The sequence below is a fragment of the Streptomyces sp. NPDC048278 genome, from assembly GCF_040652195.1.
In the GTDB taxonomy this organism is placed as follows: domain Bacteria; phylum Actinomycetota; class Actinomycetes; order Streptomycetales; family Streptomycetaceae; genus Streptomyces.
This window is the reverse complement of the sequence record NZ_JBEZLP010000025.1, coordinates 78548-102644: the sequence shown is the minus strand read 5'-3', so window position 1 is coordinate 102644 and position 24097 is coordinate 78548. Positions and strand designations below refer to the sequence as shown.

Sequence of the window (24097 nt, the reverse complement as noted above, 5' to 3'; positions counted from 1 at the left end):
AGGCTAGCGGCGAGCACTGACAATCGATAAAACAGCGCAATCGATGACACAGCGCTCACTGCCACAGCGCCCACTGTCCCTGCGCCCACTGCCAGCGTTCAGCACTGCACCCACTGCGCTCACTCCACCACGTGCCGCCCTTCCGGTCGCGCGCTGCACGAGGCGCGGAAGGCGCAGTGGGTGCAGTGCTGCCCGGTGGTCGGCGCGAACCGCTCGTCGAGGACCTTGCCGGCGGCGGTGGCCAGCAGTTCGCCGACCCATTCCCCCTCCAGCGGCTCCTGTGCCTGCACCTTGGGCAGGGTCTCGCCGCCGTCCCGCTGGGCGGCGCCCTGTCTGAGGTGGACCAGTTCGGCGCCGCCGGGCTCGGGCCGGGCGCCGTCGAAGGCGTCGTCGACGGCTCCCTCGCGGACCGCGAGCTGGTAGACGGCGAGCTGCGGGTGCCGGGCCACCTCGGCCGCGCTGGGCGCCTGTTTGCCGGTCTTGAAGTCGACGACGTACGCGCGGCCCTCGGCGTCCGCCTCCACCCGGTCCATCTGGCCGCGGATGCGTACCTCGTAGTCACCGGCCCCGAGGGTGACGTCGAAGTCCTGCTCGCTGGCGACCGGGGTACGTGCGGTGCGGTCCAGGACGTGCCACTTCAGGAAGCGTTCGAGCGCCACGCGCGCGTTGTCCTTCTCCTGCGCCGACTTCCAGGGCGCGTCGAAGGCGAGCGCGTTCCACACCGAGTCCAGCCGCTCCATGAGGACGGCGAGGTCGGCGGGGGTGCGCCCGGAGGCGACCTCGTCGGCGAGGACGTGCACGACGTTGCCGAACCCCTGGGCGGTGGTAGCGGGCGCGTCGGCCTTCACCTCACGGCCGAGGAACCACTGCAGGCTGCACGTGTTGGCGAGCTGGTCGAGGGCGCTGCCGGAGAGCACCACGGGCTGGTCGCGGTCGCGCAGCGGCACCTTGCTCTCGGTCGGCTCGAACACGCCCCACCAGCGGTAGGGGTGTGCGGACGGCACCAGGGGGCGGCCGTCCTCGTCGGCGAGGGCGGCCAGCCGGGCCAGGCGGCGGGCGGCGGCCTCCCGCAGGGCGTCGGACGCGCGCGGGTCGACGGTGGTGGCGCGCAGCTCGGCGACCAGGGCGGCCACGGCGAGCGGACGGCGCGGCCGGCCCGTGACGTCCTGGGGTTCGACGCCCAGTTCGGTGAGGAACCGGGAGGGCTGGTCGCCGTCGTCCGCGGGGGCCTTCACGGCGGTGACGACGAGGCGCTCACGCGCGCGCGTGGCGGCGACGTAGAACAGGCGGCGCTCCTCGGCGAGCAGCGCGCCCGGCGTGAGCGGTTCGGCGAGTCCGTCGCGGCCGATGCGGTCGGCCTCCAGGAGCGAACCGCGGCGGCGCAGGTCCGGCCACAGGCCCTCCTGGACGCCGGCCACGACGACCAGGCGCCACTCCAGGCCCTTGGCGCGGTGCGCGGTCATCAGGCGCACGGCGTCCGGGCGCACCGCGCGGCCGGCGAGGGTGTCGGCCGCGATGTCCTCGGCCTCGGTCTCCGCGAGGAAGTTCAGGGTGCCCCGGCCGCCGCTGCGTTCCTCCGCGCGGGCGGCGGTGGCGAACAGGGCGCACACGGCGTCCAGGTCACGGTCGGCATTGCGGCCGGCCGCGCCGCCGCGCCGGGCGGAGCGTTCCAGGCGGGAGGGCCAGGGTGTGCCGTTCCACAGGACCCACAGCGCCTCCTCGGCCGTACCGCCGCCCGCGAGCCGCTCCCGGGCCCGGGCCAGCAGCGCGCCGAGCCGCTGCGCCCCGCGCGCGTACCCGGGGTCGTGCACGGCCAGGCGCCCGGGCTCGGCGAGCGCCCGCGCGAGCAGTTCGTCCGACGGGGGCGGGAACGCGTTGCCGGCCGCCCGCTCCTCGTCGCGCAGGGCGCGGCCGAGGCGGCGCAGGTCGGCGGCGTCCATGCCGGCGAGGGGTGAGGTGAGCAGGGTCAGCGCGGTCTCGATGTCGAGCCAGACCGCGCCCTCTTCGGCGTCGTGCGCCGCCTCCGCCTCCGCCACCGCCCGCAGCGCCGTCAGCAGGGGCGCCACCGCCGGTTCGTGGCGCAGCGGCACGTCGTCGCCGTCGATGTCCAGGGGCACGCCGGCCGCGGTGAGCGCGCGCCGGACCGTCGGGATGGTGTGGGAGCCGGCGCGCACCAGGACGGCCATGTCGCTCCAGCGGACGCCGTCCTCCAGGTGGGCGCGGCGCAGGATGTCGGCGATGTTCTCCAGTTCGGTGCCGGACGTCGGGTACGTGTAGACCTCGACGCGGCCGTCGTCCCGCGCGGCGGTCAGTTCGCGGTGGGCGCGCGCCTTGTCGGCGGGCAGCCGGGTCAGGGGCATCCGCCGGGTCAGCAGGCGGGTCGCGGTCAGCAGGCCGGCCCCGGACCGGCGGGACGTGCTCAGCACCTCCACCGGTGCCGGACGGCCGTCCACGCGCGCGAAGGCCGACGGGAAGTCCAGGATGCCGTTCACGTCCGCGCCGCGGAACGTGTAGATCGACTGGTCCGGGTCGCCGAACGCGACCAGCGTGCGGCCCCCGCCGGCCAGGGCGTGCAGCAGGCGCACCTGGGCCGGGTCGGTGTCCTGGTACTCGTCGACGTACACGGCGTCGTAGCGCCCCGCGAGGTCCAGGGCGACCTCGGGGCGGTGCGCGAGCAGCACCGCGCGGTGGACGAGTTCGGCGTAGTCGAGGACGCCCTGGAGGTCGAGGACGTCGAGGTACTCGGCGAGGAAGGCGGCTGCGGCCCCCCAGTCGGGGCGGCCGATGCGGCGGGCGAAGGCGTCCAGGGCGGCCGGGTCGAGGCCCAGTTCGCGGCTGCGGGCGAGGACCGCGCGGACCTCGTCGGCGAAGCCCCGCGTGGTCAGGCAGGCGCGCAGCTCGTCCGGCCAGCGGACATGGTTCAGTCCGAGCCGTTCCAGGTCGGGCTGGCCGGCCAGCAGCTCGCGGACGGCGACGTCCTGCTCGGGGCCGGACAGCAGCCGCAGCGGGTCCACGAACAGGCCGCTGTCCTGGTGGGCGCGGACCAGGGCGTAGCAGTACGAGTGGAAGGTGGTCGCCCGGGGCGCGCGGCCGGCACCGACCCGCAGGGCCATGCGGTCGCGCAGTTCGACGGCGGCCTTGCGGCTGAAGGTCAGGACCAGGATCCGCTCGGGGTCCTCGCCCCGGGCGATCCGCGCGGCCACCGACTCGACCAGGGTGGTGGTCTTTCCGGTGCCGGGGCCCGCGAGGACGAGCAGCGGGCCGGACCCGTGGTCAACCACGGCGCGCTGTGCCGCGTCCAGAGGAGGGGGACCCATGTCGGCCGGCGGGGTACGGACCAGTCGGTAAGCGCCACGGCTCCCCTGCCGCCCCTGTTGGTGCGGCAGGCGCCTGGTGGAGGAAGAGGAGCTCACGTGGTTCGCCGGTCCTGGTGGGTGTGCTGGTCGGTGCGCGGTCGCGCGTGCGCAGGGGTGGCCGCGGGGTGAGCGGGACACGCGCAGCCGACGCTACGCCGACGAACCGGACGGAAGCAGCGCTTCCGCTTCTTCCCGCCCGCCCCGTGCGGCGCCCGCGGCACCTGCGCCGCACATCTCACGAACGTACGCCATGCCACGCACGTCCCCGATGTCCCTCGTACGGGCCACAGGTTCCCCCCGAGGGCCTCCGATGGCGGAAGCTGTCAGGTGTGAGCCCCCGCGTCCGCGCCGCCGTCCCACCGCGCCCGCCTCATGTCGAGCCGCGGCCGATGGCCCTCCGCGGCCCTGCTCGCCTCCTTCAGCGGCGTGCCCTCCGCGCGGTAGTGATCCAGCGCACTCAGCTCGTGCCCCGGGAGCAGGACGCCGTCGGCGCGCACCACCCGCCACCACGGGACGGCACCGCCGTACAGGGACATCACCCGCCCCACCTGGCGCGGGCCGCCCTCCTCCAGCCATTCCGCGACGTCGCCGTACGTCATCACGCGCCCGGGCGGGATCCGCTCGGCGACCTCCAGGACCCGCTCGGCGTATTCGGGCAGCTCGTCCGCGTACCCCTCTCGGGTGTCCTCGGGAAGGCTCTGCTCGCTCATTCGCCCCATCCTGCCGCACCCCACCGACAACCGGCGCGGTCCGCGGCGGGCCGCCGCCTCGCCCTCTCGCGCCGCTTGGGGCAGACTGTGCGCCCCCGCATCTGCACCCTGATGCCCTCGGGTGTCGGTGGAGCATGCCACCATCGTGCGGGCGGTGACTGGTGATACGAGATCAAGAAGAGACGACCGAGCAGCAGGGCGTGCACCCCGAGGGCGGGGCCGGCACCTCTGACGCCGCCGCACGCCCGGACGCGCCGGAGTCCGGCCCCGCACGCCCCGGCACCGCGCGGTCGGACGCCACCGGCCCCGGCACCGTCGAAGCAGAAACAGAAGCCGAAGCCGAAGCCGAAGCCGATACCGCAGCGGAAGCAGACGCAGAAGCCGAGGCGGAACACGGGTGCGACGAGACGCACGCCTACGAGGTGGAGGGCGACGAACCGCTGCTCCCCGCGCGCGTGCACCGCCCCTCCGACCTCATGCGGCTCCTGGTCGGCGTGCTCGCCGTCGCCGTGCTGCTCGGTATCGCCGCGTTCGCGCACGGCACCACCTCCGGGCTCGAACAGGACATCAACAAGGGCACCGGACAGGCCCCCGACCTGCTGATCCGGTTCGCGGGGCTGGCCTCCAGCATCGCGATCCTGCTGGTGCCGGTCGCGTTCGCGATCGAGCGGCTGATCAAGCGGGACGGGCTGCGCATCGCCGACGGCGTGCTCGCGGCCGTCCTCGCGCACGGCGTGACCCTCGCCACCGACCTGTGGGTCGCCCGGGCCGCCCCGGGCTCGATCCAGGAGGCGCTGACCCAGCCCTCCCCGGGCGACATCCACGCCCTCACCGACCCGGTGCACGGCTATCTCGCGCCCGTCATCGCCTATATGACGGCCGTCGGCATGTCCCGGCGGCCGAGATGGCGCTCGGTCCTGTGGATCGTGCTGCTGCTCGACGCGTTCTCCATGCTGGTCACCGGCTACACCACACCGTTCTCGATCATCCTCACGGTGCTGATCGGCTGGACCGTCGCCTACGGCACGCTGTACGCCGTCGGCTCCCCGAACGTCCGCCCCACCGGACGGACCCTGCTGGCGGGCCTGAGGCACGTCGGCTTCCACCCGGTCGGCGCGGCCCGCGAGGAGGCCCTGGACACCGAGAACGGCGACCGGGGCCGGCGCTACTTCGTCACCCTGGAGGACGGCCCGCCGCTGGACGTCACGGTCGTCGACCGGGAACAGCAGGCCCAGGGCTTCTTCTACCGGGCGTGGCGCAACCTGACCCTGCGCGGCTTCGCCACCCGCTCCAGCCTCCAGTCCCTGCGCCAGGCCCTGGAACAGGAGGCGCTGCTGGCGTACGCGGCGATCGCGGCCGGCGCCAACGCGCCCAAGCTGATCGCCACCTCCGAGCTCGGCCCCGACGCCGTGATGCTCGTCTACGAGCACACCGGTGGCCGCACGCTGGACTCGCTGGCCGACGAGGAGATCACCGACGAACTGCTGCGCAACACCTGGCACCAGGTGCAGGCGTTGCAGTCGCGCCGGATCGCGCACCGCAGGCTCGCGGGCGACGCCATCCTGGTGGATCGTTCCGGCACGGTGATCCTCACCGACCTGCGCGGCGGCGAGATCGCCGCGGGTGAACTGCTGCTGCGCATGGACATCGCCCAGCTGGTCACCACGCTCGGGCTGCGGGCGGGCGCCGAGCGGGCGGTGGCCTCGGCGGTCGGCGTGCTCGGCCCCGACGCCGTCGCCGACTGCCTGCCGATGCTCCAGCCGATCGCGCTCACCCGCTCCACGCGCGCGACGCTGCGCAGACTGGCCAGGGAGCGCGCCCAGCGCGAGCGGGACGCGGTCCTGGAGGCGTCCCGGCAGGCCAAGCAGGCCCGCGCGGCGGAGGCCGAGAAGCCCGACAAGAAGACGGTGCGCGCCGAGCAGCGGGCCGAGAAGCGGGCCCTGGACGACGCGCTGGAAGAGGCCCGCGAGGAGGACCTGCTCACCCAGATCCGGCACCAGGTGCTGCGGATCAGGCCGCAGGCGCCCGTCGAGCCGGCCCGCCTGGAGCGGGTACGGCCGCGGACCCTGATCAGTGTCATCGCCGGCGCGATCGGCGGCTACTACCTGCTGACCCAGCTCACCCACATCGAGTTCGGCCCCCTGGTCGCGAACGCCCAGTGGGGCTGGGTGATCGCCGCGGTGCTGTTCTCGGCGATCAGCTACGTCGCCGCCGCGATGTCGCTGCTCGGGTTCGTGCCGGAGCGGGTGCCGTTCGTGCGGACCGTGGCCGCGCAGCTCGCCGGGTCGTTCGTGAAGATCGTCGCGCCCGCCGCGGTCGGCGGTGTCGCCCTCAACACGCGCTTCCTCCAGCGCGCGGGCGTGCGCCCCGGGCTCGCGGTGGCGAGTGTGGGCGCCTCACAGCTGTTCTCGCTCGGCTGTCACATCCTGATGCTGCTGTCCTTCGGCTACCTGACCGGCACCGAGAAGACCCCGTCGCTGTCCCCGTCCCGCACGGTCATCGCGGGCCTGCTGACCGTCGCGGTGCTGGTCCTCGTGGTGACCTCGGTGCCGTTCCTGCGGAAGTTCGTCAGCACGCGCGTGCGGTCGCTCTTCGCGGGTGTCGTGCCGCGCATGCTGGACGTGCTCCAGCGTCCGCAGAAGCTCGTCACCGGCATCGGCGGCATGCTGCTGCTGACCGCCTGCTTCGTGATGTGCCTGGACGCCTCCATCCGCGCGTTCGGCGACCAGTCGACCTCGCTGAGCATCGCCAGCGTCGCCGTCGTCTTCCTCGCCGGCAACGCGCTCGGCTCGGCGGCGCCGACCCCGGGCGGTGTCGGCGCGGTCGAGGCGACCCTGACCGTCGGCCTGATCGCCGTCGGCCTCCCCAAGGAGGTCGCGGCACCCGCCGTCCTGCTGTACCGGCTGCTGACCCTGTGGCTGCCGGTCCTGCCCGGCTGGCTGGCCTTCAACCACCTCTCCCGCAAGGGCGCGCTGTAGGGCCGTACCTCGGACGGCTCGCGCCCCGCGCGCGTGGCTGTGCGGGACCCCAGGATGGGAGCATGCCGAACCCCTTCCGGATCCGTGCCGCCGCCCTGACCGCCGCCCTGGTGCTGGTTTCCCTGCCGACCGGGTGCAGCAACGGTTCCACGGGCGGGGATCTGGCGGCGCAGAAGCTGGACTGGAAGAACTGCCCGGCGCCCGACGAGGCCGAGGGCGGCGGCGACGCCCCGTCACCGCTGCCCAGCGGCGGCACCTGGCAGTGCGCCACCATGAAGGCGCCCCTGGACTGGTCGAAACCGAAGGGCGCCACCATCGGCCTCGCGCTGATCCGGGCCAAAGCCAGCGGCGACGCGAGCAAGCGGATCGGCTCACTGATCTTCAACTTCGGCGGACCCGGCGGCAGCGGCGTCACCACGCTCCCCGCGTTCGGCTCGGACTACGCGGCTCTGCGCACCCGCTACGACCTCGTCAGCTTCGATCCGCGCGGCGTCGGCCGCAGCGACCCCGTCGAGTGCGAGAACGACGCCCAGCTCGACAACTACTTCCAGCAGGACGCGACGCCCGACACCAGCGCCGAGCGCACCCAGCTGATCAACCGCACCAAGCAGTTCAACTCGGCCTGCGAGAAGAACTCCAAGGCGATCCTGCCGCACGTCCGCACCACCGACGCGGCCCGCGACATGGACCTGATGCGCCAGGTCCTCGGCGACACGAAGATGCACTACTTCGGCATCTCCTACGGCACCGAACTCGGCGGCGTCTACGCCCACCTGTTCCCGAAGAACGTGGGCCGGGCCGTCTTCGACGGCGTCGTCGACCCCACCCAGGACCCGGAGCAGAGCTCGCTCGGGCAGGCGAAGGGCTTCCAGCTCGCGCTCGACAACTTCGCCGAGGACTGCACCTCGAAGACGACGGAGTGCCCGATCGGCGACACCCCGCAGGACGTGAAGGACCGTATCGCCAAGCTCCTCGCGGACCTCGACAGGAAGCCGATCCCGGGCATCCTGCCCCGCCAGCTCACCCAGTCCGCCGCCACCAACGGCATCGCGCAGTCCCTGTACTCCAAGGACTTCTGGGAGTACCTCACCGAAGGACTCGAAGAGGCCTACGACGGCGACGGGAAGATCCTGATGCTGCTGTCCGACTCGATGAACGGCCGCAGCGAGAACGGCGAGTACAGCAACATCACGGCCGCGAACATCGCCATCAACTGCGCCGACGAGAAGCCGCGGTACACCGCCGACTACGTCCAGCAGAAGCTGCCCGAGTTCCGCGCCGCCTCGCCGCTGTTCGGCGACTACCTCGCCTGGTCCATGGTCAGCTGCACGAACTGGGCGGTGCCGGGCGCCGCCGACCACCCCGACGTCAGCGCGCCCGGGGCGGCGCCGATCCTGGTCGTGGGCAACACGGGGGATCCGGCGACGCCGTACGAGGGCGCGAAGAAAATGGTGGACGCGCTCGGGACGGGCGTCGGGGTCGAGCTGACCTACAAGGGGCAGGGGCACGGGGCGTACGACAGCAAGAACAAGTGCGTGCAGGGTGCCGTGAACGGCTACCTGCTGGAGGGGACGGTACCGAGGGCGGGAACGGTCTGTACGTAGCAGAACCGCAGGTCACAGGGTTATCCACAGGCTGGAACGGCCTCGGCTCGATCCGCCTAGTATGGCCTGACCGCTCTCCCGCAACGAATGCGCGGAGAGCCTGTGTGGGGGGTGTGCGCGCATGTTGCGATATGTACGGTGGGCGGCGGCTGTCGCCGCGGGGCTGCTCGTGGCCGGGTGCGGCGGCGGGTCGTCCGGTGGGGGCGATGACGAGGGGAAGGCGTCGTCCGGGCAGCCGTCGGCGGCCACGTCCACCGCCACGGGCTCGGTGGCCCTGCCGGCTTCCCTCACCTCCCAGAAGCTCGACTGGAGCCGCTGCAAGGCCACTTCGGACTCGGCCGCGCCCGGCGACGAGTGGCGGTGTGCGACCCTCAAGGTGCCGCTGGACTGGGCGAAGCCGGACGGGGAGACGATCGGGCTGGCACTGATCCGGGAGCAGGCGAGCGGGGGTTCGGGCAAGCGGATCGGCTCGCTGCTGTTCAACTTCGGCGGACCGGGCGGCTCCGGTGTCTCGACGATGCCGTACTTCGCCACCACCGTCTCCGCACTGCGCGCGCGGTACGACCTGGTGAGCTGGGATCCGCGCGGGGTGGGGGCCAGCGAGGGGATCCGCTGCCGCAGCGACAAGGACATCCAGCGCGCCGAGTCGATCGACGCCACCCCGGACACCGCGGCGGAGGAGACGGCGTACTTCCAGGACGCCGCGGACTTCGGCCAGGGCTGTGAGAAGGCCGCCGGCAAGCTGATCGCGCATGTCTCGACCACCGACACGGCCCGCGACATGGACCTGATGCGCCAGGTCCTCGGCGACACGAAGATGCACTACTTCGGCATCTCCTACGGCACCGAACTGGGCGGTGTGTACGCCCACCTGTTCCCGAAGAACGTGGGGCGGCTGATCCTGGACGCGGTGGTGGACCCGACGGCCGACTCGGTGGGCCAGGAGAAGAACCAGGCCGCCGGCTTCCAGCGGGCCCTGGACGACTACCTCAAGTCCACCGGCCAGGACCCGGACCAGGGTTCCCGGAAGATCGCCGGTCTGCTGAAGAGGCTCGACACCACGCCGCTGCCCACGTCGTCCGGGCGGAAGCTGACCCAGAGCCTCGCGGTCACCGGCATCGTGCTGCCGCTGTACAGCCAGGACAGCTGGCCGACGCTGACCAGCGCGCTCAAGGCGGCCGAGGAGGGCGACGGCTCGGAGCTGCTGTCACTCGCGGACCAGTACAACGAGCGGGACTCCTCGGGGCACTACGGCACGACCACGCACTCCCAACGGGTCATATCGTGCCTGGACGACAAGGAGCGGCCGACGCTCGCCGAGACGAAGAAGCGGCTGGCGGAGTTCGAGAAGGTCTCGCCCGTCTTCGGCGACTTCCTGGGCTGGGACTCGGCCGGCTGGTGCCACGACTGGCCGGTGGCGGGACAGTGGGACACCCCTCAGGTGAGCGCACCGGGCGCGGCACCGATCCTGCTGGTCGGCAACACCGGCGACCCGGCGACCCCGTACGAGGGCGCCCGGAGGATGGCCGACGAACTCGGCAAGGGGGTCGGTGTCGAGCTGACCTGGAAGGGCGAGGGCCACGGCGCGTACGGCAGCGGGAGCGACTGCGTCGACTCGGCGGTGAACGCCTATCTGGTCGACGGCACGGTCCCGAAGGACGGCACGGTCTGCTCATGACGAAGGCGGGGGCTCCGGGCGCCTGTCGTGCCGCCCGGAACCCCCGCCCTTCGCGGAGCCTGTGTTCAGCCGGAAGCTCAGTAGACCGGCTTCGAGGGCTCGATCTGGTTGACCCAGCCGATCACGCCGCCGCCCACGTGGACGGCGTCCGCGAAGCCCGCGGACTTCAGGACCGCGAGGACCTCCGCGCTGCGGACACCCGTCTTGCAGTGCAGGACGATCTTCTTGTCCTGGGGCAGGCCCTCCAGGGCGGTGCCGAGGAGGAACTCGTTCTTCGGGATCAGCTTGGCGCCCGGGATGGAGACGATCTCGTACTCGTTCGGCTCGCGGACGTCGATGATCTCGATGTTCTCGCCTTCGTCGATCCACTCCTTGAGCTGCTTGGGAGTGATCGTCGAGCCGGCCGCCGCCTGCTGGGCCTCCTCGGAGACGACGCCGCAGAAGGCCTCGTAGTCGATGAGCTCGGTGACGGTCGGGTTCTCGCCGCAGACCGCGCAGTTCGGGTCCTTGCGGACCTTGACCTGGCGGTACTGCATCTCCAGGGCGTCGTAGATCATCAGGCGGCCCACGAGGGGCTCACCGGTGCCGGTGAGGACCTTGATGGCCTCGGTGACCTGGATGGAGCCGATGGACGCGCACAGCACGCCCAGGACGCCGCCCTCGGCGCAGGAGGGGACCATGCCCGGCGGCGGGGGCTCCGGGTAGAGGCAGCGGTAGCAGGGGCCGTACTCGGACCAGAAGACCGAGGCCTGGCCGTCGAAGCGGTAGATGGAGCCCCAGACGTACGGCTTGTTCAGCAGCACGCAGGCGTCGTTCACCAGGTAGCGGGTGGCGAAGTTGTCCGTGCCGTCGACGATCAGGTCGTACTGGCTGAAGATGTCCATCACGTTCTCGGCCTCGAGCCGCTCTTCGTGAAGGATCACGTCCACGTAGGGGTTGATGCCCTTGACCGAGTCACGGGCGGACTCGGCCTTGGAGCGGCCGATGTCGGCCTGGCTGTGGATGATCTGGCGCTGCAGGTTCGACTCGTCGACCTCGTCGAACTCCACGATGCCCAGGGTGCCGACGCCCGCGGCGGCCAGGTACATCAGCGCCGGCGAGCCCAGGCCGCCGGCGCCCACACAGAGCACCTTGGCGTTCTTCAGCCGCTTCTGCCCGTCCATCCCGACGTCCGGGATGATCAGGTGGCGGGAGTACCTGCGGACCTCGTCTACGGTGAGCTCAGAGGCTGGCTCGACCAGGGGTGGCAGCGACACGGGGACTCCGTTGATCGGTCAATCACTACGTCTGTTCTCCCTGTAACACTGCCACGGGCTTCTTCATTCCGAGACACCTGTTCCGATCCGCGAGACGAATTCGTCCCAGTAGCCGGGCATGGCCTCCCAGGGATCGGCGCGGCCCCAGCGGTCGGTCCGGTCGGTGAAGTAGATCGTGGCGGCTCCCTGCCAGCGGGCGATGCGCAGCGCCTCGTCGAGGTGGCCGAGGGGTACGCCGTGCACGAAGTGGCAGAAGCGGTCGGGCGGGTAGTCGGCGGTCCACTCGGCGACCTGGGACCAGCGGTAGTCGCTCCAGGGACCGGCGAAGGTCACCAGCTGGTCGGCGTTCTCGGCGTAGCCCGGATGGGGGTGGGCGCCGTGCCCGAGGACTATGTGGGTGCCGTCACCGAGGGCGCGGAGCGCGGCGACCGCGCGGCGGATCTCGGGGAGAGCGGTGCGCTCGGTGGGGCAGCGGTCCAGCAGGAAGCCGTCGACGCGGTACCAGTCGTGGAAGTGGCGGGCGTCGGCGAGCAGGTCGCCGTGGGAGCGGGCGCCGTAGGTGGTGTCGAGGTGGCCGAGGACGCGGACGCCCGCGTTGCGGAGCCGGCCGACCGCCTCCAGGCAGTGCGGGTCGGGGAGGCTGCCGGGGCCGTTCGCCACGTTGAGGACGACCCAGTTCAGGGGTGTGCCCGGGCGGGTGAGTTCGGCCCACTGGGCGGGGGCGAGGAGGGGGTGGGCGTAGCCGGGGACGCCGACGGCAGTGCGGACGCCGGTGGTCGCGGCGCCCGCCCTGGTGCTGGTCAGATGCGGCACGCGGCCTCCATCCAGATGTCCGCGAGGGACTCCTCCAGGTTGATGCGGGGGCGCCAGCCGAGCCGGTCGCGGGCGCAGCGCACGTCGGCCTGCTGCCAGCTGCCGCAGCCGTCCGGGTACGGGTACGCGACGGGGCCGGTGTGCTCGCCGTCGGTCCGGGGGTGGCCGATGGCGCCGCGCAGCGGGCCGGGCGGGCCGTCCAGTTCGTGCAGGGCGCCGCCGTATCCGGCGACCCGGGCGAGGACGGCGGCGGCGTCGCGGAGCCGGACGGCGCGGCCGGAGCCGATGTTGATGACGCCCTGGGCGGCGGAGAGCGAGGCCGCGTGGACGGCGCGGGCGACGTCGCGTACGTCGACGAAGTCGCGCTGGGCGCCGAGGCCGCCGAGTTTGAGCTCGCCGTCGCCGGACTGCATGGCGCGGCGCATCGCCTCGGCGAGGCGGCCGAGCGGTGAGCCGGCCGGGGTGCCCGGTCCGGCGGGCGAGAAGACGCGCAGGACGACGGCGTCGAGGCCGGAGCCGAGGACGAGTTCGGTGGCGGCGAGCTTGCTCACGCCGTACGGGCCGCCGGGGCGGGGCACGGCGTCCTCGGCGGTGGAGGAGCCGGGCTGGCTGGGGCCGTACTCGGAGCTGCAGCCGACCTGCACCAGGCGGGCGCCGCAGCCGCTGCGGCGCAGGGCCTCGCAGACGGTGGCGACGGCGACGGTGTTGTGCCGGGTGAGTTCCCGGGCCCCGCCGCGGGTGGCGCCGGCGCAGTTCACGATGACGCCCGGGTGGACCGCGTCGAGGAAGCGGGTGAGCGCGCCGGGGCTCCCGGTCGCGAGGTCGAAACGGACGTCGGCGTCGTCGCCCCGGCCGAGCGCGGTGAGCTGGACGGCCGGGTCGGCGAGCAGGCGGTCGGCGACGAAGCGGCCGAGGTATCCGTTGGCTCCGATCAGCAGAACCCTCATCGCGCGGCTCCCGGGGTGTGCGCTCCGGCGACTCCGGTGGTTCCGGCGCTTCCGGTGGTTCCGGACGCTCCGGGTCCGGGTCGGGAGGTGGTCATGTGGTGGTCTCCTTCAAGGGGTGGTGCGGTTGCCTCAGGCGGGGTGCCGGGGGCCCGCCGCCGGGACGGCTCGGCGCGGAGTGCGTGGTCGTCGGCGGCTCTGCTCATGCCGGGTCTCCCGTCGGCGCGTGGGCCGGGGCCCGGGTGAGGGTGCGGGTCGCCCGGATCAGCAGCGCGAGGGCGGCGCCGCCGCAGCCGAGGGCCGGGACGGCCCCCGTTCCCCAGGCGTCGACCAGGGTGTCGACGGGGACGGCCAGGAAGGCGCAGCCGGGCAGCCGGCCGGCCAGGACGAAGGCCGGGGCCGCCGCTTCGGTGGCCGCGGCGACGGGGAGGGCGGGCCCCTGCGGGACGTTGTGGACGGTGAGGAGGCGGGCGAGCAGCAGGAGGGCGCCGAGGGTGAGGGCCGCCGGGTAGCCGGCGGGTTCGCCGAGGGCGGCGCCGCACAGGGCGAGCAGGGCGGTGAGGGCGCCGAGGAAGACGGCGAACATGCCGAGCAGCAACGGCTGTACGGCTCCGGTGAACTCCTCCAGGCCCCGGCTGACCGCGAGCCTGCGGCGGGCGCCCGCGGTGAACAGGTGGGTGCTCCAGGCGGCCGGGGCGCAGGCCAGGGTGAGCGCGAGGACCGAGGCCGTGGCCACCGGCCAGGGGCCGTCGGCGGCACCGGTCGGGAGGCCGTCGGGGCCGCCGTCCACGAGGGCCCGCAGCAGGCCGTCGCCGAGCAGGGCGTAGGCGAGGAGCCAGCAGGTGGAGGCGCGGGTGCCGGTGGCGGCGCGCCAGGCGGGTGTCCGGGCCGGTGCGGCCAGGGGGCCGCGACGCAGGACCGGGCGTACGGCCAGGGCGACGGCGAGCACGCCGACGGCTGCCGCGAGGAGGCGGGGGCGGCCCTCGGTGAGCCGTACGGCGGTCACGGCCGCCGCGCACACGGCGCCGGGGAGGAGCGCGAGCAGGACCCGGTCGGCGCGCACGGGCGGCGCGGGCTCCGGTTCGGGGGGCGTGCGTCGGTCGCCGTCGCGGGGCACGCGCGCGTAGAGCTCTTCGGCGAGGGAGAAGACGTCGCGGTGCCGGAAGCGGGCCGCGGTGCGGTCGGTGACGCCGTGCGCCTCGAGGCCGGCGGCGATCTCCAGCGGGTCCACGGCCCGCTCGCAGAGCGCACGGTGCCGGTGCAGCAGCGCCTTCACAGGGTCGGCGGCACCGCCTCGGCGGGGTGCGGTTCTGCGGCTGCCGACGGTGTCCCCGGCCTCCCGCAGGCCGACCGCGGGGACCGCGCCGGACGCCGGGGTGCGGCGCGCGGGGAGGGCGTGCCCCGGGCCGGCCTCGTCCGTTTCCAGGAGCCACCCCTGCGACCGTGTGTCCCAGGCGTCGGCCGCGGCGGGCCGTCCGGGCCGGTCCAGCTCTCCCGGGCCGCCGTTGGGCGTGCTGCCCTCGTCGCCGTTCACAGCGCCCCCTCGGCGGCCGTGAGCGGGGTGGCCCGTGCGGGGCCGGGCTTCATGGCGGTGCCCAGGGCCCAGCCGGGCACCCTGCGATGCGCGACGCGGGCCGTGGGGCCGGTCCAGCGGCCCGGCACGTGGGCCTCGGCCGGGAAGGCGAACGGCAGGGGCTCGCCCGCCTGGTCGAGAACGACCCGGCGTACCGGGCAGTGCGAGACGATCTCCAGGTAAATGCTGTGAAATGCCGCGATGTTCTGCTCGACGGTGAACAGTTCGAGCGCCCGGGCGCGCGCGGCGGCTCCGAGGCGCTCACGGCGCTCGGGGTCGCGCAGCAGCGCCACGCACGCCTCCGCGAGCGCCCGCGGATTGCGCGGGGGCACGACGAGCCCGGTGCCGCCGATGGCCTCGACCACGGCGCCGACGTCCGTGGAGACGGTCGCCCGGCCGCAGAACATCGCTTCGACGAGTCCCACCGGGAAGCCCTCGACGACGCTGGACAGGACGACGACCGCGCCGGACGCATAAGCGTCGGCGAGGGTCGGCGCCTCCGGGCCGCCTATCTCCTCGAAGGAGACCGGGTTGTCGCCGACGGCGTGCACACCCTCGGCCTCGTCGGGGAAGAGCTGTGCGGCGAGCGCCCTGCAATGTCCCAGATAGGCCGTGCCGTCCGGCCCCGCCGGGGCGCCCACGACCCGCAGTCGCGCCTTGGGCTCCGCCCTGCGGACCTCGGCGAAGGCGTGCAGCAGTGACACCAGGTCCTTGGCCGGCTCGATCCGGCCGACCCACACGAGCGTGTCCGGATCGGCGCGGTCCGGGGCCTCGCCCACCTCGGTGAAGCGGGCGGCCTCCAGGCCGGGATGCACGGTACGGATGCGGGCCCGATCGGCGCCGCAGCGCTCCTGCCAGCGACGGGCGTGCGCGTTGGCCGGGGTGATGATCGCGGCGCGCCGGTAGACCTCGGCGGCGAGCCGGCCGTGGAAGGCGGCGAGCAGCACGCGTACGGCGGGGCCGGCCGCGTCGGGGCCGGCGGCGAGGTAGTGCGCGCGCAGGTGCACGCCGTACTCGGTGACCAGCAGCGGCACGCCGGAGAAGTGCCCGGCGAGCAGGCCGGCCAGGGCGGCCGGGCCGCCGGCGGTGGCGTGGCAGAGATCGGCCGCGCCGAGGCCGTCGTCGCCGTACCAGTCCAGGGAGAGGGGGCGCAGGGCGCGTTCGAGGTGGGCGGCGACGGCGAGCAGATCGGGCACGCGTGCCTCGTGCGCCGTACCGAGGGCGCCGGGCGCGCGACAGGCGCGCTCCAGTGCGCGTACGGCGGTGTCGGAGCGGAGCGCGCCGGCCAGGCCGCCCTCGTCACGGGCGAGTTCGGCGAGCCCGCGGAGCGCGTTGCCGAAACGGTCCGTCAGAGAATCCGGCACGGCCCGGAGGCCGCCCGCACCGGTCGGCGCGCCCGCACCGACCGGCCCGTCCGTGGCGTTCGAGTCGCCCGCGCCGTCCGTGCCGTCCGCGGCAGGACCGGCGCACAGCACCTCCACGAGCTCGCCGTAGCTCTCGGCGAAGCGCCGGCGCGCGCGCCGTCCGTACCTGGCGCCGTCCTCGTCGGCGGTCCACAGAGGAGCCGTCCGGACCCGGCTGACGTGCGAGGGCAGCGGCAGCCAGCCCTCGTCCTCCTGGCGCCGGGTGCGGCTGAGCGCGTAGAGGTCGAACTCGTGCCGCCCGAGCCCGCGCACGAGCCGGTCGCACCAGAGTCCGGCGTCACCGCTCACATACGGATAACCACCCTCCGTAACGAGTCCGATGCGCACGTGTGCACCCCCGATCGATCTCCCGTATGGGAGCCACCGTGGCTCGGTGGCTCGCAGCGGGACGAACGGTATGCGGACAAGACGGTGGCGCGACGGACGGTTGTCCATCGCGCCACCAAAAGGGGTGAACGGTCGTAACTTTCCCGTGCGGGTCGCGTTCTGTCGCGCTAGGCAACCGATCGGCGGCGGAACGTCACGTCCGGATCTGCGGAAACGTCACGCCGACGCCAACTCCCGGCGCGCCGCCCGCCGCCGGGCCGCGGCCTCGGGGTCGAGGGCGGGCACGGCGGCCAGGAGTTGCCTGGTGTACGGGTCCTGGGGGTTGTCGTAGACCTCGTCGGCGGGCCCGGTCTCGACGATCCGGCCGCGCCGCATGACCGCCACCCGGTCGCTCACCTGACGCACGACGGCGAGGTCGTGGGCGACGAAGACGAGCGCGAGCCCGAGTTCCCGCTGGAGTTCACCGAGCAGCGCGACGACCTGGGCCTGCGTGGTGACGTCCAGCGCGGAGACCGGCTCGTCGCAGACGATGACGCGCGGGTCGGCCGCGAGCGCCCGCGCGATACCCACGCGCTGGCGCTGGCCGCCGCTGAACTCGTGCGGATAGCGCTGGTAGTGCGCCCCTTCGAGCCCCACGCGCTCCAGCAGTTCGATCACGCGCCCCCGGATGCGCCCCTCGTCCCGTTCGCCCCGCGCCCGCAACGGATCGGCGATCGACTCGCCGACGCTGCGTCGCGGGTTGAGGGAGGACACCGGGTCCTGGAAGACCATCTGGACGGCCGGGTTCACGCCCACGCGCGCGTGCCCGTCGTAACGGACCTCCCCCGCCGTCGGTTCCAGCAGCCCGACCAGCATCCGGCCGAGGGTGGTCTTGCCGCTGCCGCTCTCGCCGACGATGCCGAGGGTCTCGCCCCGGTGCACGGTCAGGGTCACGTCGTCCACGGCCGCGAACGCCCGCTTCCCGCGCCCGAACTCGCGGCGCAGGCCCTTCGCCTCCAGGACGGCCTCCCCGGAGGCCTGCGACGGCGCGCGCACCGCGTCCACGCGCGGGACGGCGGAGAGCAGTTCCCGCGTGTACGGCTCGGCGGGAGCGCCGAGCACGGCGGCGACCGGCCCCTGTTCGACCACGCGCCCGTGCCGCATGACGAGCACCCGGTCGACGCTCTCGGCGGCGACGCCCACGTCATGGGTGACCAGCAGCAGGCTCATGCCGGTCTCCTCGCGCAGGGTGTGCAGCAGGTCGAGGATCTGGGCCTGGACGGTCACGTCGAGGGCGGTGGTGGGCTCGTCCGCGATGAGCAGTTCGGGCTCGCAGGCGAGCGCCATGGCGATCAGCGCGCGCTGCCGCATGCCGCCGCTGAACTCGTGCGGACGGGACCGGGACCGGCGCGTGGCGTCCGGGATGCCGACCCGGTCGAGCACCTCCACGGCACGCGCGCGTGCGGCGCGTCGTGACGCGCGCGTGTGCACGCGGTACACCTCGGCGATCTGGTCGCCGATCGCGTAGTACGGGTCGAGGGACGACAGCGGGTCCTGGAAGACCATCGCCGCCTTCCCCCCGCGCAGCTTCCGCAGCTCGGCGTCCGAGGCCGCCTGTACGTCGGTGCCGGCGACCTCGATCGAGCCGCCGAGCCGGGCCCCCGTGCCGTGGTGCAGGCCCAGCAGGGCCGAGGCGACCGTGGACTTGCCGGAGCCGGACTCGCCGACCAGGGCGAGCGCGGCGCCGCGCTCCAGGGTGAACGACAGTCCGTCGACGGCCCGCAGGTCGCCGAAGTCGACGGTCAGATCAGTGACTTGGACGAGACTCACGTCAGTACCACCCGTCGGTCGGCCACCGCGTACAGCACGTCCGCGACGGCGTTGGCGAGGACCACGAAGAAGCCGACGACGAGGACCATGCCGACGACGACGGGCAGGTCGACCACGCTGACGGCGTGCACGAGCTCCTGGCCGAGGCCGGGCAGTCCGAACAGCGACTCGGTGAGCACGGCGCCGCCGACGGCCGAGCCGAAGTTGTTGGCGTTCAGCGCGATGACCGGTGCGAGCGCCCCGCGCAGGGCGTGCCGCCCGACGATCGACCGTTCGCCGACGCCGTACGCGCGGAAGGTGCGGATGTGGTCCTCCGCCAGGGTCTCCAGCATCGACGCCCGGGTCATCCGGGCGAAGGCGGCGGACTCGATGAGGGCGAGCGAGAACCAGGGCAGCAGCAGGTTCCACGCCCACTGTTCGGGGTCGTCGGTGAACTTCACGTACTGCGGGAAGGGCAGGAGTTGCAGTTCTCCGCAGACGACGATCATCAGGACCAGGCCGATGACGAAGACCGGTGTGGCCCAGCCCGCCAGTGTGAGGCCGGTCAGCACGCGCTCGGTGAGCCGGCCGCGCCGCCAGACGGAGAGCACTCCCGTGCCGACGCCCAGGAGCAGCCACAGCACCATCGCGCCGAACACCAGCGAGAGGCTGACCGGAAGCCTGGTCAGGATGATGCTCAGGACCTGCTGGTCGGTCTGGTAGGACAGGCCGAGGCAGGGCGCCGAGCAGTGCTCCACGGAGGTGCCGGTGGAGTAGTCCTGGCCGACGACCAGGCCCTCCAGGAAGTGCCAGTAGCGCACGTACAGGGGGTCGTCGAGGTGCAGTTGCTGGGCCACCTGGTGCACCTGCTCCGGGGAGCAGCGCGGGCCGCAGGTGATCTGGGCGACGTTGCCCGGGGTGACGTAGAAGACGACGTAGACGATCACCGAGATGGCGAGCAGGGTCGCCAGGGCGCCGACGATGCGGCGGAGCAGGAAGCCGCCGAAGCCGTTCACGCGGATTCCTCCTTCGCCGGGGCCGTCGTCTTCGCGGTTGCCGTCGCGGTCGCCGTCGCCGTCGTCCCGGCCGCGCGCCTGCGGCCGGTGCCGACGCCGAGCCGGGAGGCGGCGCGCGGGTCCAGGGCGGTGCGGACGCCGTCGCCGAGGACGGTCAGCGCGAGGACGGTCACGAACAGCGCGCCCGCCGGCAGCAGCAGGTACTGCGGGGCCGCCTGGTACCAGACGTCGGCGGCGGTGAGCATCTGGCCCCAGGAGGGCGTCGGCGGCTTCACCCCGACGCCGAGGAAGGACAGGGCCGCCTCGACGCTGATGTTGACCGGGATGAGGATCGAGGCGTACGTGATGACGGGCGCGGCCAGGCCGGGCAGCAGTTCACGGCGGGCGATGCGCCAGGCACCCCAGCCGCTGAGCCGTGCGGCGGCGACGTAGTCGAGCCCCTTCAGGGTGAGCGTCTGGGCGCGCACGATCTTCGCGATGGTGCCCCAGGAGATGAACCCGATGACGAGGGTGACCAGGACGGGCCGCGGGAAGCTCTGCGGCACGATCGCGAGCAGTGCCAGCGACATGATCATCAGGGGCAGCGCGACGAAGATGTCCGTGATCCGGCTCAACAGTTGATCGATCCACCTGCCGCCGAGCGCGGCCGTCACGCCGACGAGCAGACCGAGGAGGACCTGGATCACGGTCGCCGCGAACGCGACCCCCAGGGACACCCGCGCCCCGTACACCAGCCGTGCGAACAGGTCCCGTCCGGTCTGCGGCTCCACGCCCAGCCAGTGGTCGGCGGAGATGCCGCCGAGGGAGCCGGTCGGCACGCCGCCGCGCGCGGAGTCGATGAGGGCGGGGTGGTAGGTGGTCGGGTCCTGGCCCTCGAGGGCGGTGAGCAGCGGCGCGGCGAGCGCGACCAGGACGAGCAGCGCGACGACGCCGGCCGCGACCGCGGCGGCCCGCTGCACACGCAGCCGCCGCCAGAGCTGACGGGCCCCCGAAGCCCCCGAGGCGGACGCCTCGGGGGCCAGGGTGGCGACAAGTGCCTCGCTCACGGCGCTACTTCACCGCGACCTGGGAGATGTCCAGGACACCGGTCCAGTCGCTGATCACGACGTTCTTGATGTCCTTGCCGACGAGCCGCTTGTAGACCGGGTGGAACAGCGGCACGGTCAGGGCCTGCGCGCCGATCTTCTTGTCCAGTGCACCCCACCGCTTGGCAGCCGCGTCAAGATCGGTCAACTTGTTGATCGCGTCAATCTCGGCATTGACCGAAGCATCGTTGAGCTGGGAGGCGTTGAAGTTCGCGCCGTCCTTGACGATCTGCCGGCCGTCGAAGATCGGGGCGAGGAAGGGACCGCCGGAGGGCCAGTCGGCACCCCACGCGGCGAGGAAGAAGCCCGGCTCGGTCTTCACGCTGTGGACCGTGTCGGAGTAGTTGTTGTCCTCCAGGCCCTGGAGCTTGACCGTGATGCCGGCCTTCTTGAGGGCGTCCTGGATCGCGGTCGCGATCTCGGGGCTCGTCTTGAAGTTGTCGGCGTTGTCGTGGGTCAGCGTGACGGTGAGCCCGTTCGGGTAACCGGCTTCCTTCAGCAGCTCCTTGGCCTTGGCCGCGTTGCCGGTGTCGCCCGCCGGGAAGAGGTCGTACGGCGTGTAGCCGAAGGACTTCTGGTTCGGCAGGAAGGTGGTCGCGGGCTCGGCGAGGGCGCTGCCGCCCGCCGCGTTGATCACGGACGACCGGTCGACGGCGTACGAGATCGCCTGGCGCACCTTCGGGTTGTCGAACGGCTTGACCTTCGGGTTGAACGCTATGTAGTTCGTGTAGCCGAAGTGGCCGGTGCCGACGCGCGCGGCGAGTTCCTTGTCGCCGGTCACCTTGGCGAGTTCGGCCGGACCCAGGTTGGTGTCCGTCGTCACGGCCGCCGCGTCCGTCCCCTGGGACGCCGACAGCCGCTGGTTGATCACGGACGAGTCGAGGCCGGACTGCACGTCGATCCTGTCCGGGTACGCCTTGCGCTGGTCGTCGACGGACGCGGACCAGTACGTGTTGCGCTCCAGGACCAGGTGCTCTCCGTCGTTCTCGTTCTTCACGACCTTGTAGGGGCCCGACGAGACCGGGTGCTCCTCGTACTTGGTGCCGGTGTCCTTGGCCTTCGGGACGGGCGTGAACTGCGTCTGCGTGGCCAGGAACGGGAACTCGCCCTCGGGCTTGTTCAGGTGGAAGACGATCGTGCGGTCGTCCGGCGTCTCGATCGCCGAGAGCCCCTTCTTGTCCTTGTACGGCCCCTGGTAGTCGGCCGCCCCGGCCAGCCAGTCCCGCAGGTAGGGCGCACCGCCGCTGAGTTCGGGGGCGAAGGAGCGCTCGATGCCGTACTTGATGTCGGCGGACGTGATCGGGGTGCCGTCCTCGTACTTGAGGCCCGCCTTCAGGGTGTACGTCCACAAGGTCGCGTTCTTGCTGGGGCGACCGGTGTCGGTGGCCAGGTCGGGGACGACCTTGGTGCCGGCGGCGCCGTCAGCGCGGTTGCGGGTGGTGAGCGTACGGAAGACCAGGGAGGGCACGTTGCCGCCGCCGGAGGTGTACAGGCGGGCCGGGTCGAAGTCCGACTGCGGGTCGGAGTTCAGGACGGTGAGCGTGCCGCCCTTGTGCGGCGTGGCGTCGCCACTCGAGCCGTTGGCATCGTTGTCCTTCGGCCCGCAGGCGGCGGCGCCCGCCGCCACGACCAGGGCGAGCGAAACGTACGCCGCGCGGGCGCTGTTCACGGACGGGTGACGCATCGGAATGACGACCTCTCGGAAGGCGAGTCTCGACTGGCGAGACAGATTGACGAGGAGTGAGACGAAAGTGAACAGACGTCTGCCCGGGCGCCAGGTCGTCGAAAGAGCCGTGACCCAGGTCACGGCGGCAGAGAGGGATCGCGACGCGAACGCCTGAAGGCGGGCGTCAGCGACAGTGAATGTCGGCCACGCAGAGCGCGGTCACGCCGATGAGCGCCAGCTCGATGGCGGCGCGCGCGGAGGCGTGAAGGGACGACATGCCCAGAAATATGTACGAACTTTCTGCGCATGTCAATGTGATGTATGAGCCACCTGTCAACTCTTGGGATACGGCCAGGGGTTGGGCAGACAGTGGATTCCGTCGTGGTCCAGGAACTTGGTCTGCTGCTGCATGACCGGCGCGAGCTCGCCGTCCTTGTCGCAGGTCACATGGCCGTAGCCGAGCCGGTGGCCGACCTCGTGGTTGATCAGCATCTGCCGGTAGGCATGGATCTTGTCGCCGTACGTCTTGCTGCCCTGGGCCCATCTGTATGCATTGATCATGACGCGTTCGGTGGACGCCGAGTCGCAGGACACGTTGTCCTCGGTCGTGTCGAGGCCGGACTTGGCACACCAGTCGGCGGTGGTGCCGGGGCTGGCGAGCGTGATCACGAAGTCGGGCTTGCCGGTGGACACGCGCGCGAAGGTACGGGTGCCGTCGTGGGCCCAGCTGCGGTCGTCGTTGAGCGTCTTCTGCACGGCCTCGGCGAAGAGTTTCCCGTCCAGCCCCAGCCCCTGCTCCACGTCGACGCGGTAGGTGTACTTCCGCCCCTTGCCCGGCGCCTTCGCGCTCCCCGGCACGGTGCTGAACTTCCCGGACCCGGCCAGCTCGGCGCTCAGCGGGTACTTCTCACCCATCGCCTGCTCGTACGACAGCGTCACGACGCCCGGCGAGGCGGAGGCCGACGCGGACGGCGTGCTGCGGCCGTCCCCGCGCGAGGCGGCGCCGTCGGTGGCCCGCGTCCCGCCCACGGCCGACTGCGACCGTACGGCGGCGCCGTCCCGGCCGTCGATCACCTGCCCGGCGACGATCACCGCGAGCACGGTCGTGACGGCGGCTGCCGCGACCCCCGCGAAGGCCCGGCTCTTGCCGCCCTTGGGCTGCGCGGGCTCGCCGGTGGGCAGCGCGTCGCCGGCCTCGCCCGCACCCCCGTCGTTGCCGGACGGGAGCGGGGACGTGTGCGGACCCGAGCCGGGCGGATACGTTTCCGCGCGCTGGGCGCCGATGCCGGGGCGGGGTGCGAAGACGTCGACTTCCTCGTCGAAGGCGTCGACGTAGTCCTGCCGCGGCCCACCGGGCCCGCCCCGCCGCTGCCGCGGTATCGACACACCGGTCGCCCCGAAGGCGGCACCGGCGGGCCCGCCGGGGGCACCGTCCGGCCCGCCCAGCCGGCCCCAGCCGCCGCCTGCCTCACGCTGCTGCGGGTGCCCGCCACGGACTCGTGGGACCCCGTGCGCCGGGGTCCCGTCCGGGAGACGCGGGACACCGTGCGCCGGGGTCCCGTCGGCGTGGCGAGGCACGGCACCGGCCGCCGGCCCGCCGGCGAACCCAGGGACCCCCCGGGCGGGCGTGCCGTCGGGCAGCCGTGGAACGCCCTGCGCGGGTGTGCCGTCCGTGAACCGCGGTGCCCCGCCCGCGGGAGTCCCGTCGGCCGGGCGCGGCACGGTAGGCCCCGCAGGCCCGGTAGGACCCGCAGGCCCCGCGGAACCGCGCGCGCCGTCCCCCGAGCCCCCCGGGCCCTGCTTCCGGACTGCGCGCGCGTTGCCTATGTCCGCCGCGTCACCCTTGGCTGCCGGCCTGCGGCGGCTGTGGCGTCCCACG

At 73.0% G+C, this 24097-nt stretch carries 16 protein-coding genes; 3 read left to right on the top strand and 13 right to left on the bottom strand.

The features are described from left to right. Positions 1 to 119: 119 nt before the first annotated feature. Entirely contained in the window at positions 120 to 3413 is a 3294-nt protein-coding gene (locus tag AB0D74_RS34375; RefSeq protein WP_362595662.1) for an ATP-dependent DNA helicase, read from the bottom strand. A gap of 266 nt (positions 3414 to 3679) precedes the next feature. Further along, a complete protein-coding gene (locus AB0D74_RS34370; RefSeq protein WP_362595660.1) occupies positions 3680 to 4066 on the bottom strand; it encodes an MGMT family protein in 387 nt (128 codons plus the stop codon). Between the two features lie 161 nt (positions 4067 to 4227). Here AB0D74_RS34370 and AB0D74_RS34365 point away from each other — a divergent pair, with 161 nt between their 5' ends. From AB0D74_RS34365 to AB0D74_RS34355, 3 genes are all read left to right on the top strand, one after another. Continuing rightward, positions 4228 to 7044: a lysylphosphatidylglycerol synthase domain-containing protein gene (locus tag AB0D74_RS34365; protein WP_362595658.1), complete on the top strand. Its 2817-nt coding sequence runs from the start codon at positions 4228 to 4230 to the stop codon at positions 7042 to 7044. A 62-nt stretch (positions 7045 to 7106) separates the two neighbouring features. Then, on the top strand, positions 7107 to 8648 hold the full coding sequence (locus AB0D74_RS34360) for an alpha/beta hydrolase (RefSeq protein WP_362595656.1): 1542 nt from the start codon (positions 7107 to 7109) through the stop codon (positions 8646 to 8648). A gap of 121 nt (positions 8649 to 8769) precedes the next feature. After that, the gene (locus AB0D74_RS34355) at positions 8770 to 10326 is read left to right on the top strand and encodes an alpha/beta hydrolase (protein WP_362595654.1); all 1557 of its coding nucleotides are present in this window, start codon (positions 8770 to 8772) and stop codon (positions 10324 to 10326) included. 77 nt (positions 10327 to 10403) lie between these two features. On the opposite strand, the gene moeZ is transcribed toward AB0D74_RS34355, so the two are convergent. From moeZ to AB0D74_RS34300, 11 genes are all read right to left on the bottom strand, one after another. Beyond that, positions 10404 to 11582 (bottom strand): adenylyltransferase/sulfurtransferase MoeZ, encoded by a 1179-nt coding sequence (moeZ, locus tag AB0D74_RS34350; RefSeq protein WP_362595652.1) that lies wholly within the window; start codon positions 11580 to 11582, stop codon positions 10404 to 10406. A gap of 63 nt (positions 11583 to 11645) precedes the next feature. Further along, positions 11646 to 12395, bottom strand: a complete 750-nt coding sequence (locus AB0D74_RS34345; RefSeq protein WP_362595650.1) for a spherulation-specific family 4 protein — start codon at positions 12393 to 12395, stop codon at positions 11646 to 11648. Beyond that, positions 12383 to 13342 (bottom strand): NAD-dependent epimerase/dehydratase family protein, encoded by a 960-nt coding sequence (locus AB0D74_RS34340; RefSeq protein ID WP_362595648.1) that lies wholly within the window; start codon positions 13340 to 13342, stop codon positions 12383 to 12385. Before AB0D74_RS34340 ends, AB0D74_RS34345 begins: the two co-directional genes overlap by 13 nt. Positions 13343 to 13541: 199 nt before the next feature. Next, positions 13542 to 14873, bottom strand: coding sequence for a hypothetical protein (locus tag AB0D74_RS34335; protein ID WP_362595646.1), 1332 nt, complete (start codon positions 14871 to 14873; stop codon positions 13542 to 13544). Then, the gene (locus AB0D74_RS34330; protein ID WP_362595644.1) at positions 14870 to 16663 is read right to left on the bottom strand and encodes a DUF3492 domain-containing protein; all 1794 of its coding nucleotides are present in this window, start codon (positions 16661 to 16663) and stop codon (positions 14870 to 14872) included. Before AB0D74_RS34330 ends, AB0D74_RS34335 begins: the two co-directional genes overlap by 4 nt. Positions 16664 to 16879: 216 nt before the next feature. Further along, on the bottom strand, positions 16880 to 18472 hold the full coding sequence (locus tag AB0D74_RS34325; protein WP_362595642.1) for an ABC transporter ATP-binding protein: 1593 nt from the start codon (positions 18470 to 18472) through the stop codon (positions 16880 to 16882). Then, the gene (locus AB0D74_RS34320; protein ID WP_362595640.1) at positions 18469 to 19467 is read right to left on the bottom strand and encodes an ABC transporter permease; all 999 of its coding nucleotides are present in this window, start codon (positions 19465 to 19467) and stop codon (positions 18469 to 18471) included. Before AB0D74_RS34320 ends, AB0D74_RS34325 begins: the two co-directional genes overlap by 4 nt. Beyond that, a complete protein-coding gene (locus tag AB0D74_RS34315) occupies positions 19464 to 20513 on the bottom strand; it encodes an ABC transporter permease (RefSeq protein WP_362595638.1) in 1050 nt (349 codons plus the stop codon). The genes AB0D74_RS34320 and AB0D74_RS34315 overlap by 4 nt, the downstream gene beginning before the upstream one ends. 4 nt (positions 20514 to 20517) lie before the next feature. Continuing rightward, on the bottom strand, positions 20518 to 22236 hold the full coding sequence (locus tag AB0D74_RS34310) for an ABC transporter substrate-binding protein (RefSeq protein WP_362595636.1): 1719 nt from the start codon (positions 22234 to 22236) through the stop codon (positions 20518 to 20520). A gap of 166 nt (positions 22237 to 22402) precedes the next feature. Beyond that, the gene (locus AB0D74_RS34305) at positions 22403 to 22495 is read right to left on the bottom strand and encodes an Ms4533A family Cys-rich leader peptide (RefSeq protein ID WP_351321593.1); all 93 of its coding nucleotides are present in this window, start codon (positions 22493 to 22495) and stop codon (positions 22403 to 22405) included. A gap of 56 nt (positions 22496 to 22551) precedes the next feature. Then, positions 22552 to 24096 (bottom strand): DUF3152 domain-containing protein, encoded by a 1545-nt coding sequence (locus tag AB0D74_RS34300; protein ID WP_362595633.1) that lies wholly within the window; start codon positions 24094 to 24096, stop codon positions 22552 to 22554. Between the last annotated feature and the right edge of the window lies 1 nt (position 24097).